Source organism: Brevibacillus sp. MER 51, from assembly GCF_023714195.1.
Lineage (GTDB): Bacteria > Bacillota > Bacilli > Brevibacillales > Brevibacillaceae > Brevibacillus.
Genome location: NZ_JAMAUS010000001.1, coordinates 678,063 through 694,019, shown reverse-complemented (window position 1 = coordinate 694,019; position 15,957 = coordinate 678,063). Strand labels below are relative to the sequence as shown.

The window sequence follows — 15,957 nt, the reverse complement described above, 5'->3', positions numbered from 1 at the left end:
CCGATGGACAAGGTCATTCTCTTTTTGCTGAAACGAAAAGTGATCCTCTATTTGTGCACATTCCTCATCGTGCTTACCGGAATCGGTGCTCTCTTTTCCTTCCACGTGGAGCTCGTACCGAAAACGAATTTGCCTTGGATTGAAGTGAATATTTCAGGAGGAGCGCTGCCGCCTGAAGAGATGGTGGAAAAGGTCACGGAAAAAATAGAGCAGGAATTGAAATCTGTGGCTGGTATTAAAAATTTCTCATCGAAAACAGGGACGGGGTTTTCTGGCATCTCGATCCTTGCAGAGGATGGGGAAGGTGAAAAGGTCAAGCAAGAGACCCAAAATATTGTGAATCGGCTGCGCAATGAATTTCCCAAAGTAGTGGATACCGTAACCGTCACTCAAACGAATTTAGGTGATGAGGACTTAATCGACTACGCAATGGTGGGTGCCGATACACAGACCATGCTCACCTTGCTGAAGACGACCATTAAGGATCGAATAGAATCCGTCCCGGGTGTGAAGGAAGTGGTCGTATCCGAGGACGGTTTTGAAAATAAGGTTGCGATAACATTTCGTCCTGAACGGCTTACTGCCTATCGAACGACAGCAGCGGATGTTGTTGGTCAGCTACAGGGGACCAATTGGAAAAAAGCTGTGGGGATATTGGAAAATCCCGGATTCGACACCGTTGTGATGATTGACAACAGCTTAAAGAATGTAGAAGAGTTCAAAAACATTTTGATCAAGACACCCAAGGGCAAGGTTGCACTCGAACAACTGGCAACGGTGAGTGACCTGCGCGGAAGCGTGAAGGACGCTATTTCCATGACAGAAGGCAACCTCTTTGTACAAATCAGTGTAAAGCGTGCTCCGGGGAGTGACCTGATCACCACACAGAAAAAAGTCGAGGAAGTTGTGAGGCAAATCAATGAGGAGGCAGGCGGAAACTACGAGCTGAGAGTCATGTTTGAATCCGTCTCCTTTATTAAAAAAGCGATCACCAATTTGAGTAGAGATGTTGTCATCGGGGGCATATTGGCAATCCTCGTACTCTGGGTATTCCTGCGAAATTGGCGTGTGACGATGGTCATTGCCACGACGCTACCTCTCTCCATCCTGATGACTTTCATCGCGCTGAAAGCTGCTGGTTATAACATTGACATGGTGGTATTAATATCACTGAGCTTGTCAATCGGATTGATTGTTGATGCGGCGATCGTTGTTCTGGAGAGCATTTATCATTTGAGAGAAAAGGGAATGCAGCTGAGACAGGCCATCGTTCAGGGCTCAAAAGAGGTGATAGCACCTGTATTTGCTTCCCAATTAACCTTGATTGTTGTGTTTTTACCGCTAGTGGTCGCGGATTTTGAACAGTGGCTGAAGCCTATTCTTCATACCATTGCGTTTACCGTTACCTCTACCATTCTTGCGTCAACGATTGCAGCTTTTCTGTTTGTTCCGATTTTTTCAGAGCGTTTTCTCCAACATGATAAACAGTTGCAGTCCCCTAGCGAAGAAGGGAAAAATCGGATTGTTTCTCTCTTTCAGCGATTACTGTTGTTAACCCTTCGTCATCGAGTTCTCACATTGCTGGTCGCTCTTGGAGTGTTTGTAGGGGCGTTGAGTCTCTTCCCTTTCATTAAAATAGGAAACGGCTTGAATGCCAATGAGAATCAAATTTTCGCCACGTTAACAATGCCTGATGGCACTAGCTTGGAACAGGCGCGAACAGCAGCAGTTGAAGCGGAAAAAGCGTTAAGAGATCTGTCCGATGTGAATCAAGTCTTTTTTACAGCAAAGAAAGAGACAGTGGAGTTAAACATTACATTAGTGACGAAGTCGCAACGAACTCAAGAGAAAGAAGAATTTATGCAAGAAGTAAACCGTCGCTTGAATGCGATTGACGGTGTGGAACAAACGAGTATGGCATTTGGATTCTCAGGTAAATCGGCCCCCGTTGAGTTGCAGGTTGCGGGAGAAGATTTGGAGGTTTCACGGGCGATTTCTGCAAAAGTAGAAGAAATGCTGGCGAGCATCCCTGGTGTAGTCAATATTCGGAATGACTTCGAAAGAGGGAAGGAAAAAGTAACGCTCACACCGAATCAGGAGGCAATGTCTCAATTACAGGTTGACTCCGATTCATTGGACAGCCAAATCAGCATGCTGCTTGGGGAGCAGCCCCTATCCACAATCAGTCAAAATGGTATCGAAACCTCGATTGTTGCCAGATTTCCAGAGACATGGGTGACACATCCTGACCAGCTCCAGCAGATCATGATCCGAACAGAAACAGGCACGCAGGTGCCGTTACACGAGCTGGTTGATTTTCATTTCAGTAAATCTCCGATTACGATCAAACATGAAAAAGGAGAGCAAATCATTACGGTATCCGCAGAACTGTTGGGCACGGATATTGGTACGGCGGGCAGACAAATAAATGAGAAGCTGGGTACAGTGGAAATGCCTGCTGGATACAAGATCGAGATCGCTGGTGATTTGAAGGAACAGAATAACACCTTTACGCAAGGAATTCTCGTTCTGATAGCGGTCATCTCCCTTATTTATGTGATTATGGTCGCACAGTTTGGGAGGTTATCACAGCCGTTTATAATCATGCTGTCGTTGCCAATGGCCTTGGTGGGAGTTATTCTTGGATTCGTAGTCACACAGCGAACGTTTGGTGAGATGGCGATGATTGGGCTCATCATGCTGGTAGGAATCGTTGTATCCAATGCAATCCTGTTAATTGACAGAATCAATCTGCTCCGCTCACGGGGGATGGGGTTGGAAGAAGCAATTGTACAGGGCACGCGGGATCGTGTTCGTCCGGTGATTATGACCAAACTGACAGCGATACTCGGTATGCTGCCGATGGGACTCGCTGTTGCGGAAGGAGCGGAACTAGAGGCGCCGCTTGCTACCGGGGTAATTGCGGGGTTGATTTTTCACACGCTCGTAACGCTTGTATTGGTTCCTGTTCTTTATTCGATCTTTGAGGGGATTCGCGAAAAGAGAGTAGCGCGAAAAAAAGCAACTCGCATTGCTGATATGTAAAAAGGAAAACGGGGCACGGCGCTGGCGAACCAGCGTTGTGCCCTCTAACCATTTCATAGAGCCGAATAGCATGACGACAGGTGAGTCGACCAAGGGTGAAACACAACGATTTCTTTGCAACAAAATATTGGATGATTGCCATGTTGCTTGGTCACACTAAGGTGGGAGGTGTAACCATGGAACGAACTATTCAGGTCAATGGTGAGGATTATCATTTCGAGTCAACATATGATGGGGATTCACAGTACAACGTACAAGTACGATGTGGCAAAAAAGTGGTATCGAGTTTCAAAATCTCGGCCGGATCGGAAAGTGAAGTGTTTGAGGCAGCCCGTGCTCATTTTAGTGCAGATAAGGAATTGGGCAATCTAAATGGATAGAGATTGGTCTCGGAACGCAGCTTGCGAATGCAGGGCTGCGGTTTTTTCTTGCGTAAAAAGGAAGTCTCATGATAAGGTTATTTTGTTTCCGTGGAAACAAAGGTAGAACATATAAGGAGCTGATGCTGCATTGGACCCTAAAAAGAAGCTTTGGAATCGATGGATCACCTTTCTACACAAACAGGAGGAGCGCAGCAAGCTACGTGAAGAAATGCTATTGCGCCAGATTAAAATCAGCGTACCTGATTACGATAGAGTTGGAAGGTTATCCGTAACAGAGCTCCACGTCCTTCAAGAGGTAGGGAGGAAAGATCGAGTCAATGTTACGACAATTGCACAGCATATTGGGGTAACAAAGAGTGCGATATCCAAAATAACAGTCAAACTTTTGAAGAAAGGATTACTCGAGCGGTATCAGCTCGAAGACAATCAGAAGGAAGTTTTTTTCAGGCTGACATCAGCAGGAGAGATGGTAAACGAGATTCATGAACACTATCATCAACGCCTGGAAAATGACATTTACCGATTCTTGGATAGGTATACGCCTACTGAATTGGCATTTTTGGAAAAGGTCATAAGAGAAGCAACAGAAGATTAGGGGAAACATACTACGCGTGTTCATTATTTTTTTTGTGAAATTGTTTCCAGGGACACAATATTAGAGAGATAAGAGGAGAGCAACCATGAATCCAAAAAAAGTATTGTACCTACTTGGGATAACGCTAATGCTAGGTATGTTCGCGCAAAATTTGTTCATGCCTATTTTACCAGCCATGCAAAAAGAATTTCAGACGAGTGCAACCATGATTAACTGGACTGTTTCAATCTTTACCGTCATGCTCGCGATTATGCAAATCATCTACGGACCATTTATCGATAGGTTCGGCCGAAAGCGTGTTATGATACCTGCCCTGATCCTATTTACGATCGCGTCAATCGGATGCTATCTGGTCGATTCGATTTATGGGTTACTATTTTTCCGGGCTTTACAAGGGGCGGGATTTGCTGCCATTCCGATCGTAGCCGCAACGATTATTGGAGACATATTTACAGGAATCCAACGTGCATCTGCGATGGGTACTTATCAGATGCTACTTGCACTTAGTCCGGCACTTGGTCCACTGTTAGGAGGCTGGATTGGCGGCATCGGCGGACATTCTGCGGTCTTTTTGTTTTTGGCGATCTGCGCAGTCTTTCTCGTCGGCATCAATGCTGTATGGTTACCTGAAACGAAAAAGGCTCAAGCTACATCATCAGGAGGTTTTACACGAGGGTCCTTCCGTAATATTTTGCTCCACCCAGTCGGAGCATCTGTCATTTTAATCGGTTTTAGCCAAATGTACGCCTATTATTGCTTTCTGCTGTTTCTCCCAGTCCAATTGACGAACCACTACGCAGTCACCGTTGAAATAATCGGTTTGGTTTTCTTGCTCGTGTCAGTTGTCTTTATTATCAGTAGCAAGCTGTCTGCTGTGTTGCAAAATCGATGGGGAGCACGGAAAACATTACTGGTGACGACAGGTGCAAATGCTTTGGCGATGTTTCTTTTTATGACTGCGGCTGATGTTTCTTTTCTCCTGCTTGTGCTGACAAGTACGCTGTTTGCCTTAACCTTGGGTGTAGGTATGCCTGCACACACGATTTTGCTATCCGAAGTATTTGAAGCAGAGCGTGCAACGTCCATTGGTGTGTACAATTTCATCCGCTATACGGGCATGGCTGCAGGTCCGGTTGTAGGTGCGATGCTGTTAGAATGGGGAGGGGTCTGGTTTGAATTTGGTATGGCCGGTATCCTCATTGCTTGCGCGACCTTATTCGCACGACAAAAGGTGAAAAGAACCGCTTTGAATATTCAAGGGGAGCTCTAATGTTCGGACAGACTTTTCATGTTCGGCTAAATATGCTACAACAGGGATGAAACAATGGAGCGGGAGGAGCTATCAATAGATGCAGCATCAAGAAGAACGGGACCCGAGGTTACTGATTGCAAGCTTTAGCGAAAATCCGTCCAGCATCCAGTCGCTAACCGAAGGCGAATGCCTGACATTCCTGCAAATGCTCGAACAGTATCGCCAAGAACATCCAGACGAAGAGCTTGATTTGACGGAAGCGATGGTGCTGACGCGGATGTCCGCTTTGCGGATGCATAAAACAGGAGGCCATACACTTGCCGCTGAATGGGTAGATCGTGCGCTTCAACTAGCCCCTGATTATTCCTACGCTGGAGAAGTTAAGCTCGAGCTGTACTTTACACAGTTGCGATCCCATGCCTTTCTCACAGAATTCAAGTCAGTGCGTGAAACGGATAATGTCGTCATGCGCAGGAGAACAGTTGAGGTACTGGAAGAGCAGGCAACCAATGAGCTAGCTGACATCACGAAGTGGCGCTCTCTTGCGGAGGAGACGCTACTGGCAGCGCAAAAGTGGAACGATTCAGAGGCGGAAACTACGGCTGCTGGCCTCGTGCTGTTATACACGGAACGACAAAATTTATTAGTACAATTGCAAGAACGTGTTCAAGCGTATGGAGCGTCTTTATCCGGGGTCTTTTACTCCAGTGAAATGCTCGTCCAATTGCAAGAGACGATTCGCGCTTTAACGAACCAGCAAGAACAGAAAGAAAAGCTTCTGCCGCAAAGGAACGAAAGGGTAGAAGATCGCGAAAAAGCTCCTCAGCAAGATAGGGGTGCTTTAGAGCAATTGGAGCAGTTGATCGGCTTGGACGAGATCAAGCATCGGGTTCGGCAGCTGGCGCAATTTCTGCAGTATCGCCAGCTGCGCGAAGAAAAGGGCTGGCATATGAAAGATCAGCTCCCCCTTCATCTTGTGCTGATGGGAAACCCAGGCACGGGGAAGACGACTTTGGCTCGCTTGATCGCCAAGCTGTATCAAGAGCTTGGGTTGTTGGAAAAAGGACAGCTCATCGAGGTGGATCGTTCTCAGTTGGTCGGCGCTTACGTGGGACAGACAGAGCAGCGCGTCATGGAGGCGATCAAGCAGGCAGGCGGCGGCGTCCTGTTTATCGATGAGGCATACAGCTTGAAGCGTCCAGATAGCTCTGGCAGTGATTATGGACAAGTCGCGATAGACACGCTTGTATCCGCTATGACGAGTGGCGAGTATGCAGGACGCTTCGTCGTGATGCTGGCGGGCTATCCCGAAGAAATGCGTCACTTTTTGTACGCCAACCCTGGGCTAAATAGTCGTTTTCCAGAGACGGGCCACTTTTTGCTTCCGGACTATCAGGCGGACGAACTGGTGCATATTGCAGAAGAAGTAGCCGTACGGAACGATTTTACTCTGACAGAGGCGGCAAAAGTTACGCTGCGGCAGCGCATTGAAAAAGCACAAGTAGACGAGACGTTTGGCAATGCAAGGACAGTCACCAATATCGTGCTCGATGCTATCTTTGCCAAAGGACGCGAGACAGACGGTAAGGAACTGAAATGGGATGACTTTACGATTCTGAAACCCGAGGATGTACGTGGCTTCGATCCGCCGCAAAAAGAAAGAAATGCAGAAGCTCGACTACAAGCGTTGATTGGTCTTGCTCAAGTGAAAACGGAGTTGAAAAAAATCGCGGCATATGTGTCCGTCCAGCAAGAACGCGCAGCGAGAGGCCTGCCGAAAAGTCCGATTGAGCTGCATGCCGTCTTTACTGGAAATCCAGGTACAGGGAAGACGACGGTCGCCCAGCTGTACGCACAGATTTTGCAAGAAATCGGCTATTTGAAGCGCGGTCATCTAGTTACGGCGAGTAGAGCCGACTTGGTAGCAGGGTATGTCGGTCAGACCGCAGCGCTTACTCGCAGAAAAGTTCGCGAAGCCTTGGGTGGCGTCTTGTTTATCGATGAAGCGTATTCGCTGCTCGGCGGAGGAGAGCGGGATTTTGGGCAGGAAGCGGTTGATACGCTCGTAGAGGAAATGACCAAACACGAAGAGAATCTCGTCGTGGTCCTCGCAGGCTACCCACTCGAAATGAATGCATTACTAATGAGCAACCCTGGACTATTGTCACGGTTTAAAAAATATATTGCGTTCCCCGACTACACGGTGCAGGAACTCGTGCACATTCTTGAACAGGCTGCATGTGATGTGGGGTATGCGATTGAGAAGAACGTGTTGGAAATGATCGCACAGTCCTTGGATAAAGCAGACAGTGATCATCGATTGAATGGCAACGGTCGTTTTAGCCATAACCTGTTGCAAGAGGCGATCCAAAACCAGGCTGTGCGACTGATGGATATTCCGAAGCAGGAATGGAATCAGGAAATGCTCATGCAGTTGGCATGGGTCGATTTTCAACTGCTATTACAGTGGACGGCAGAAGAGGATGGGACAAAAAATTAGTTTTTGTCCCATGTCTATGCCTTCTTACTCTTTTGACTATTCACCCTTTCTCTTATAATGGATAGAAATGGTTTTATTATGCCATGGGGGGAAGGGTGTTTGGTTTGCGAAAAAAATGGCAGGCAGCTTTATGCGCGACACTTGTTCTGACACTTTCGCTGGAAGGCATTCCGGCGGATGCCAAACAAGAGGGAGAGCGTCGGGGCAATATCCAGATCGAAGCGGATGAGGGTCTGGCCCTGGACAAGCTTTCGTCGAAAAAGAGAGAGTCTGAGCTCGTCGTTATTCAGTTATCCGGTCCTGTTCGTGAGGAGTGGAAAGAAGAACTGGAAGAAATCGGCGTCACGCTTGGTGATTACATACCGGATTTTGCATTCATCGCAAAAATGGAGGATGAACAGGTAAGAAAGGAAGTCGAGAAGCTGTCCTTTGTCGAAGATGTAATGTCCTTTACACCGAAGTCGAAGGTATCGTCCGAGCTTCGTTTTGAAGGAGGCAAAAGAGAGCGGGTCGAGGTTGCCGTCGTCGGTTTCAATCAACGGGTGGACATGTATCGAGCGATGACAAAATTGACGGAGGATCAAGATATAGGAGACGTTCAATCACCTGAGGATGCTCCGCATATATCAATCGCTAAGATGGATCAGGAAACGATTGAACAAGTGATCGAATCAGATGATGTCATTGCGGTTGTCCCCGTGCCAGAAAACAAGCTGCACAATGATGTGGCAGCTACCATCATTCATTCGGACAAGCTGGCCTCGACAGGGTACACAGGCAAGGGACAAATTGTCGGAGTCGCTGATACCGGACTAGATACAGGGAAGCTCCAAACGATGCATCCAGATTTTAAAGGCCAAATTGAGAAGCTCATTTCACTTGGCCGACCGAATGATGCGAGCGATGTCCACGGTCATGGTACGCATGTAGCTGGCTCCATTGTAGGCACAGGTGAAGCATCGGATGGACAGTATAAAGGAACGGCACCGGGTGCCAAGCTCGTATTTCATTCCATAGAGAACGCGAAAGGGAAGCTCGTTACGGATGTCGAGACCATTTTGCAGGAAGCATACGAAGAGGGAGCCCGCATTCACTCCAATTCATGGGGGGCGAATGATAAGGGAGAGTACAGCTTGTCATCGATGCTGTTTGATCGCTTTTTATGGGAGCATCCAGATATGACGGTACTTGTTGCGGCTGGAAACGAAGGCGAGAAAGGTTTTAAAACGATCGGGAGCCCAGCCACCGCTAAAAACGTCATTGCCGTTGGCGCTACAGAAAATGTTCGTCCGGACTTGGGGAAGAACTCCGATAAAGCGGACGACGTGTGGGTATCGAGCAGTCGCGGATTAACAGGCGACGGGCGTTTGAAGCCGGATATTGTCGCGCCTGGTACAGCGATCTTATCCACGCGCTCTTCACTGGCACCGAGCAAAAATTTCTACAAGCGTTTTAATGAACATTACGCGTATATGAACGGCACGAGCATGGCGACGCCGATTTTAGCGGGCGGTGTGGCACAAATCCGGGAATTTTTGCAGGAAGAAGGGGAAAAAAATCCGAGCGGTGCATTAGTAAAAGCCATGCTGTTGACGAGTGCAGACAACTTGGATGAAGACATGCGAGAGCAAGGCTTCGGACGAGCCAATCTGGCGAATGCGATTGAAACGAACTACAAGGACGAGAAGGACGGCATTCGCACGCGTGAAAAAGTTACGTATAAGGTCAAGGTCTCGGATGATTCCAAGCCTTTGGCAATTACGCTTGCGTGGACGGATTATCCTGCTGCCATTGTCGCAAAGCGTGCACTCGTCAACGATTTGAATCTGAAAGTAACGACACCGAGTGGAGAAAAACTGAACGGCAACGACTTTTTTGAGGCCCCTTACAACGACGAAGTGGACAACCTGAACAACGTCGAGCAAGTATGGATTACTGAACCGGAAGAGGGAATCTACACCGTGACGGTCGAAGGCTATAACATCCCGAAAGGGCCTCAGCCGTATGCACTAGCAACTACGGGAAAATGGCAAAAGGCCGATGACGAGGATGAGGAGAAGCCACCGGTTGAACAAGAGCCATTCCGAACAGGAAAGCTGGCGAAAAAGCAGAAATACATGGACTATTCCATTCGCATCAATGAGCCAGGGGATTTGGAATTGTCCGTAGACTGGAAAGAGGATGCAGATGTTGATTTGTACGTGTATAACAGTCGTTCCAAAGAGCTTGCGTCTGCTACAACGTCCAGCAATCCTGAGCAGCTAACCGTGAATATCGAACAAACCGGCTTGTACAAAATTCGTGTCGTGCTGACGCAAGGCAAAGAAGCAAAGTATCGCCTTTATATGAATAAGCCGGGGAAATAAATCAAAGACACAACCTCCATCTTCTGAACAGATGAAGGGTTGTGTCTTTTTTTAGTGCTGCTCTTCCTTGTTTAACCAGTCTCTCGCTCGCATGGCGATTTCCAAGCAAATCCGGTTTTGCGTTGCTGTGTAATCCTTTCCGAGAATTTCTTCGATTTTTTCCAAGCGATGATAGAGCGTTTGACGATGAATGAACAGTTTTTCCGCAGCTTCCTGTTTGGAGAGGTTACCATCCAAATAGACACGCAGCGTATGAACGAGCGAGGAGCCATGTGCTTGGTCATGGGCTAGTAGCGGACCGAGGTAATCGCTTATGAAGGCCTTTAATACAGGCTCACTAGGGACGTGGAACAGGAGTCGGAACAATCCGAGATCAGCGAAAAACGGACTGGATGATTCCTGACAAAAAGCCAGTGCCTGTTCCGCCTCCGCGAGGTGCCGTCCAGCGTCTGACAACCGTTTTCCGGCTCGACTGACACCCATCCGTATTTGAATATCCGCTCCTAGCATTTGCGTCATGATCCTTTTGACCTCGCGAAAGGCTTTTTCCACGGTACGCCGGGAATCTGCAAGCGGACGTTGCTCGATCAGCAAAAAGTAAAAGCGATGGCCCATGCATCGTATGAAAGGCCGAAAGTGGTGACGGGTCAAAAGTGAACGGAAAATAGCTGTCAGATCGTGCGGCGGAAGGGAGTCCTGGGCCAGGTTCTTCGGCTTCTCAAACGATAAAATAATCATGTGATAGGCAGAGGCTTTATCGCTGCCCGTGATACCAAGCAAGGAACGCATTTGTTCCTCTGGAATGGAGCGGTTGGCAATCAAATCATCAAACAGTCGGTTTTCGGTAGCAAGCGCCTGTTCTTCCACAAACATTTTCCGCATTAAAATTTGGGCCATCGCGCTGACCGTATTGTCTAAGGTCAGGAGCAAATACTCATCCGGACTGCGTTCATACAAAACAATGCCGACATAGGCGAGCACGTGCCCCATTGCCATCACGGGTTGATAGGCAAGCTGTCTGGTCGCAGATAGAGAAAGGAAGCGTACACCAGCTTCACTACTATCCAGTCCGGAAAAATGAGACCGCATCAAATCGCTCATCTCCACTGCAACATCATGCGGTACCACCGGAGCAAATTGTGTCGAGCCATCTGGTGCGTAATAGAAGACCTGCGTCTGAACCGCCACCTGAAAATGCTGCAATAGCTTGAGTATGCCCGCTGCCTGCAGGCTGAGCTGTTGCAAACTTCGAGAGTAGGCTTCGAGATTCCGGAGTGCTTGCATCTGCGATTGGATCAAATGCTCGTGCAAATCTTGCGTGATGTCCACAAAGCGGACAGGCTGATGGAAAACGAGCAACGGAAACTGGTGGTGGTTCGCCAGCTCTAGCATATCTTCCGGGATGGAGGGGATGTAACGTCCCAGCTCGATGCACAGCCCGACTGCTTTTCGCCGAATGAGCTCTGTTAAATACGCAAGTCGCTTTTCCTTTTCTTCGCCAAATCCTAGCCCGGTTGATAGGATCAGTTCGCCGCCATTTAAAAACTGTCCCGTATCGGCAGTCTCCAAGACGTGAACCCAGCGAACAGGGCGGGACAGGCCACGATGCCCTGCCACCACTTGAGCATGTTGAAACAAAGGACGCTTGATGATTTCTGCAATGGTCAGGCGCAAATCGTTGCTCAATAGGATCACCTCTTCCAGTTACAGTCTGTAAGATTAACCCTACGTAATGCGTTACGCTTTGTCTAGTGCTGACAGGCATTATGTTTGGATAAAATGGAATTGTCAATCAATTGAACGTGAGGAGTTGAAGGGATGAACACAGCTATCGTTGGAAATCCGTTGCAAAACTACATCGGGGGCCAGTGGGTAGATTCACTGACGACACGTTTTGAAGATGTGCCCAATCCGGCAACAGGAGAATTGTTGTCACGCGTACCACTGTCGACGAGAGAAGATGTGGACAAGGCTGTTGCTGCTGCAAAGGAAGCGTTTGTGAGCTGGAGTGCTACCCCTGTCGTGGATCGTGCGCGCATTATGTTTCGTTTTCATAGCCTTCTGGTCAAGCACGAGGATGAACTTGCCCGGATGATCACCATGGAGAACGGCAAAAATCTGCCTGAGGCACAGGCAGAGCTATTGCGTGGGTTGGAAATGGTAGAGTTCGCCTGTGGGATGCCAACACTGATGATGGGAGAAACGTTGCCTAATATCGCAAATAGCATCGACAGTCAGGTGATCCGTTTTCCATTAGGGGTAGTCGGCGGGATTACACCGTTTAACTTCCCTGTGATGGTCCCGATGTGGATGTACCCGATTGCGATAACCGCAGGAAATACGTTTGTCTTAAAGCCCTCGGAGCGTACACCGCTGTCTTCGATTCGGATTGCCGAACTGCTAAAGGAAGCAGGCCTTCCAGACGGTGTATTCAATGTGGTAAACGGAGCGCATGATGTCGTCAATGGTCTGTTGGAGCATCCGGATGTTAAAGCGATCTCTTTCGTCGGCTCGCAGCCGGTAGCAGAATACGTGTACAAGACAGCAGCGGCGAACGGGAAACGTGTGCAAGCACTGGCTGGAGCCAAGAATCACCATTTAGTCATGCCTGACACGGATTTGAAGCGCGCGGCAAAAACAATTACAAGCTCTGCATTCGGCTGTGCAGGAGAGCGGTGTATGGCAGCCAGCGCTGTCGTAGCTGTCGAGGAGATTGCCGATGAGCTGATCGCGCATCTAATCGAGGAAGCGAATGCTCTCGCGATGGGAAATGGTTTGGAGGAAGGTATCGATCTCGGTCCTGTCATCCGTGATTCGCACTTGTCTAAAGTACATGACTATATCGAAAAAGGTGTCGAGTCTGGTGCCGCACTGGTACGTGATGGTCGCCAGGATGCGAAAAAGCTGCCGGATGGCTACTTCCTCGGGCCAACGATTTTTGACAAGGCAGATACAGAGATGGTCATTGTCCGCGACGAGATTTTCGCGCCTGTCCTGAGTGTGATGCGTGTGAAGGACTTTGAAGAGGGCTTGGAGACCATTAGCCGCTCGCGTTTTGGCAATGGGGCGACCATCTACACGAACAACGGAAAATGGGGAAGAGAATTCGTTCAGCAAGTGGAAGCGGGGATGGTCGGTGTCAATGTAGGGGTGCCTGCTCCGATGGGCTTCTTTGCTTTCTCGGGCTGGAAACAGTCGTTTTACGGTGATTTGCATGCAAATGGAAAAGACGGCGTCCTCTTTTTCACGAAGAAAAAAACGGTCACATCCAGATGGTTCGAAGATGGCGATACCAGCATTGGTTCGCAAAAAGTGTTTGTAAAATAACCTCTTACGAAAAAAGAAGGAGGATTGCGCGATGGAGCAAGGACAAGTGACAAAAGATTTTGATAAAGAGAGCTTGCTGGATGCCGACCGTTCGCATATGTGGCACCATATGTCCCCGTACAACCCCAATCCGATGATCGTAACGGAAGCGAGCGGATCGTGGATCACCGATATCGACGGGAACCGATATCTGGATGGGATGTCTGGCTTGTGGTGCGTCAATGTTGGCTATGGCCGACAGGAGCTCGCAGACGCCGCTTACGAGCAGCTGAAGCAATTGGCGTATTTTCCACTCACACAAAGCCACGTACCTGCTATTCGTCTATCCGAGAAGATCAGCGAATGGCTTGGAGAGGAGTATCGCGTTTTCTTTTCCAACAGCGGCTCGGAAGCGAACGAGGTCGCATTCAAGATTGCCCGTCAATATCATCATCAGAACGGGGAGCCGGGCCGTTACAAATTCATTTCGCGCCATCGCGCTTACCACGGGAATACGATGGGGGCCCTCGCTGCAACTGGTCAATCCATACGCAAGGAAAAATACGAGCCATTAGCGCCTGGCTTCCTGCATGTACCGCCGCCTTACTGCTATCGCTGTCCGGCAGGAAAATCGTACGGCAAATGCAATCTGGAGTGCGCCCAATATTACGATCAAGTGATCAATTGGGAAGGAGAAAAGACCGTGGCTGCCGTCATCATGGAGCCGACTATTACCGGGGGAGGCGTCCTCGTTCCTTCGCCAGAATACATGCCAAAAGTGCGTGAAATCTGCGATAAGTACGGTGTGTTGATGATCGTGGATGAGGTCATTTGTGGATTTGGTCGCTCTGGTCAAAAGTTCGGCCACCAGAACTTCGGAATCAAACCAGACATCGTGACCATGGCCAAAGGTATCACAAGTGCATACTTGCCACTTTCTGCAACAGCAGTACGGGCCGAAATCGCAGACAAATTCAATTTGCAGGGGAATAATCTGCATTTCCGACATGTCAATACGTTCGGCGGCAATCCGGCGGCATGTGCGCTTGCCCTGAAAAATCTCGAAATTTTGGAAGAGGAAAAACTGGTGGAGAGAGCGGAGGAACTCGGAGCAGAATTACGTGCCAAGCTGGCTTTTCTCGCAGATCATCCATACGTTGGAGACATTCGCAGCTTCGGTTTCCTGATGGGGATCGAGATGGTAGAGGATCGTAAAACAAAGGAACCTGCGGCGCCGGCGAAATTGACACAGGTCATTGCCGAGTGCAAGAAGCGGGGATTAATTATCGGGCGCAATGGCGACACCATTCCGAGCTTCAACAATGTGCTGACACTCTCACCACCATTTACCACGACGAGCGATGATCTCGATTTTATTGCGCAGGTTATGAAGGAAGCCTTTGATACACTGGAGTAGGAGTAGCTAGAACGAAAAGACGAATAGACGAAAGCAGCGGTAGACTAGGAGATGCGAAAATCCTAGACTGCCGCTGTATGTATTCAACGATGGAGTTGATAGCGCTTTTGCAGCTTTGCTCGATGTGCTTCCAAAATCTCCTCAAAAGGTACCTCGTATTGGTTTGCCAGCAAGATTAAATTCCCAAGTACATCGCCCAGCTCTTCCACCAGCTCCTGCCGCGCTTCCGCTGCGGGTTTCTCCCCTTCATCTGGACGATCTCGACCAATTTCAATGGCGCGTACAGCTCTTGCCAGCTCGCCAGCCTCTTCCATCAGAAAACCTACACGAATAAACGGACCATACCCTGTCCAACCTCGTTCTTGATAAAAATCTCCTACCCATTTTTGGAACTCAGTTATATTCATATATATCTGTCCCTTCCTGATTTTAGTATAATTATATGACACGCAAAGAAATTTAGGAAAAGCCATTCTACTTCAACAAGTTTTGGGAGGATGACATGAAACGTATTTGTGTTTATGCAGGTTCCAATCCGGGTGTAAATCCACTTTTTGAGCGGTCCGCACAGGAGTTGGGAAAAGAACTGGTCGCTCGTGGTCTTGAATTGGTCTATGGTGGTTCCAGCATGGGACTGATGGGGCGCGTTGCAAATGCAGTACTGGAAAGCGATGGAAAAGCGATCGGCGTCATGCCTACAGGACTGTTCCGCGGAGAAATCGTACATAAAGGGCTGACAGAATTGCATGAGGTCTTGACGATGCACGAGCGCAAAGCGAAAATGATCGATCTGTCTGATGGCTTCATTGCTTTGCCAGGCGGATTGGGTACCTTTGAAGAAATTTTTGAAGTGGTGAGCTGGGGTCAAATTGGCATTCACCAAAAGCCAATTGGACTGCTGAACGTGGATGGCTACTATACGCCGTTGATGCAAATGGTAGAGCATGCAACTGAAGCCGGATTTATTCCCGCTATGCAGGGTGAATTGATCCTGTGCGAGAGTGATCCCGCTGTCTTGCTAGATCGGATGCGAGATTATACACCGCCAGTGAAAGTGAACAAGTGGTCGGAGCTGGATAAATAGAATGTGAAA

11 protein-coding genes are annotated in these 15,957 nt (G+C 48.6%); 9 read left to right on the top strand and 2 right to left on the bottom strand.

What is annotated here, in order from left to right:
* Positions 1-3 precede the first annotated feature (3 nt).
* The 6 genes from M3630_RS02620 (at position 4) to M3630_RS02595 (ending at position 10,141) form a co-directional block, all read left to right on the top strand.
* Entirely contained in the window at positions 4-3,045 is a 3,042-nt protein-coding gene (locus M3630_RS02620) for an efflux RND transporter permease subunit (protein WP_251251124.1), read from the top strand.
* Between the two features lie 176 nt (positions 3,046-3,221).
* On the top strand, positions 3,222-3,425 hold the full coding sequence (locus M3630_RS02615) for a hypothetical protein (RefSeq protein ID WP_026043127.1): 204 nt from the start codon (positions 3,222-3,224) through the stop codon (positions 3,423-3,425).
* A 130-nt stretch (positions 3,426-3,555) separates the two neighbouring features.
* Entirely contained in the window at positions 3,556-4,023 is a 468-nt protein-coding gene (locus tag M3630_RS02610) for a MarR family transcriptional regulator (RefSeq protein ID WP_251251123.1), read from the top strand.
* A gap of 85 nt (positions 4,024-4,108) precedes the next feature.
* On the top strand, positions 4,109-5,293 hold the full coding sequence (locus M3630_RS02605; protein ID WP_251251122.1) for an MFS transporter: 1,185 nt from the start codon (positions 4,109-4,111) through the stop codon (positions 5,291-5,293).
* A 79-nt stretch (positions 5,294-5,372) separates the two neighbouring features.
* Positions 5,373-7,775 carry an AAA family ATPase gene (locus tag M3630_RS02600; RefSeq protein WP_251251121.1) on the top strand — a complete coding sequence of 801 codons (2,403 nt, stop codon included), beginning with the start codon at positions 5,373-5,375 and terminating at the stop codon, positions 7,773-7,775.
* A 95-nt stretch (positions 7,776-7,870) separates the two neighbouring features.
* Complete coding sequence (locus tag M3630_RS02595) at positions 7,871-10,141, top strand: S8 family serine peptidase (protein ID WP_251251120.1); 2,271 nt, start codon at positions 7,871-7,873, stop codon at positions 10,139-10,141.
* A gap of 51 nt (positions 10,142-10,192) precedes the next feature.
* Here M3630_RS02595 and M3630_RS02590 read toward each other — a convergent pair whose 3' ends face one another.
* Positions 10,193-11,827 carry a PucR family transcriptional regulator gene (locus M3630_RS02590; protein WP_251251119.1) on the bottom strand — a complete coding sequence of 545 codons (1,635 nt, stop codon included), beginning with the start codon at positions 11,825-11,827 and terminating at the stop codon, positions 10,193-10,195.
* A gap of 132 nt (positions 11,828-11,959) precedes the next feature.
* Between M3630_RS02590 and M3630_RS02585 the strand changes: the two genes are divergently transcribed.
* Positions 11,960-13,468, top strand: a complete 1,509-nt coding sequence (locus M3630_RS02585; protein WP_251251118.1) for a CoA-acylating methylmalonate-semialdehyde dehydrogenase — start codon at positions 11,960-11,962, stop codon at positions 13,466-13,468.
* 31 nt (positions 13,469-13,499) lie between these two features.
* Positions 13,500-14,864 carry an aspartate aminotransferase family protein gene (locus M3630_RS02580; RefSeq protein ID WP_251251117.1) on the top strand — a complete coding sequence of 455 codons (1,365 nt, stop codon included), beginning with the start codon at positions 13,500-13,502 and terminating at the stop codon, positions 14,862-14,864.
* Between the two features lie 83 nt (positions 14,865-14,947).
* Here the strand turns inward: M3630_RS02580 and M3630_RS02575 are convergent, their stop codons facing one another.
* Entirely contained in the window at positions 14,948-15,271 is a 324-nt protein-coding gene (locus M3630_RS02575) for a MazG nucleotide pyrophosphohydrolase domain-containing protein (protein WP_173605206.1), read from the bottom strand.
* A 95-nt stretch (positions 15,272-15,366) separates the two neighbouring features.
* On the opposite strand from M3630_RS02575, the gene M3630_RS02570 reads away from it, so the two are divergent.
* The gene (locus M3630_RS02570; RefSeq protein ID WP_173607856.1) at positions 15,367-15,948 is read left to right on the top strand and encodes an LOG family protein; all 582 of its coding nucleotides are present in this window, start codon (positions 15,367-15,369) and stop codon (positions 15,946-15,948) included.
* The last annotated feature ends 9 nt before the right edge of the window (positions 15,949-15,957 follow it).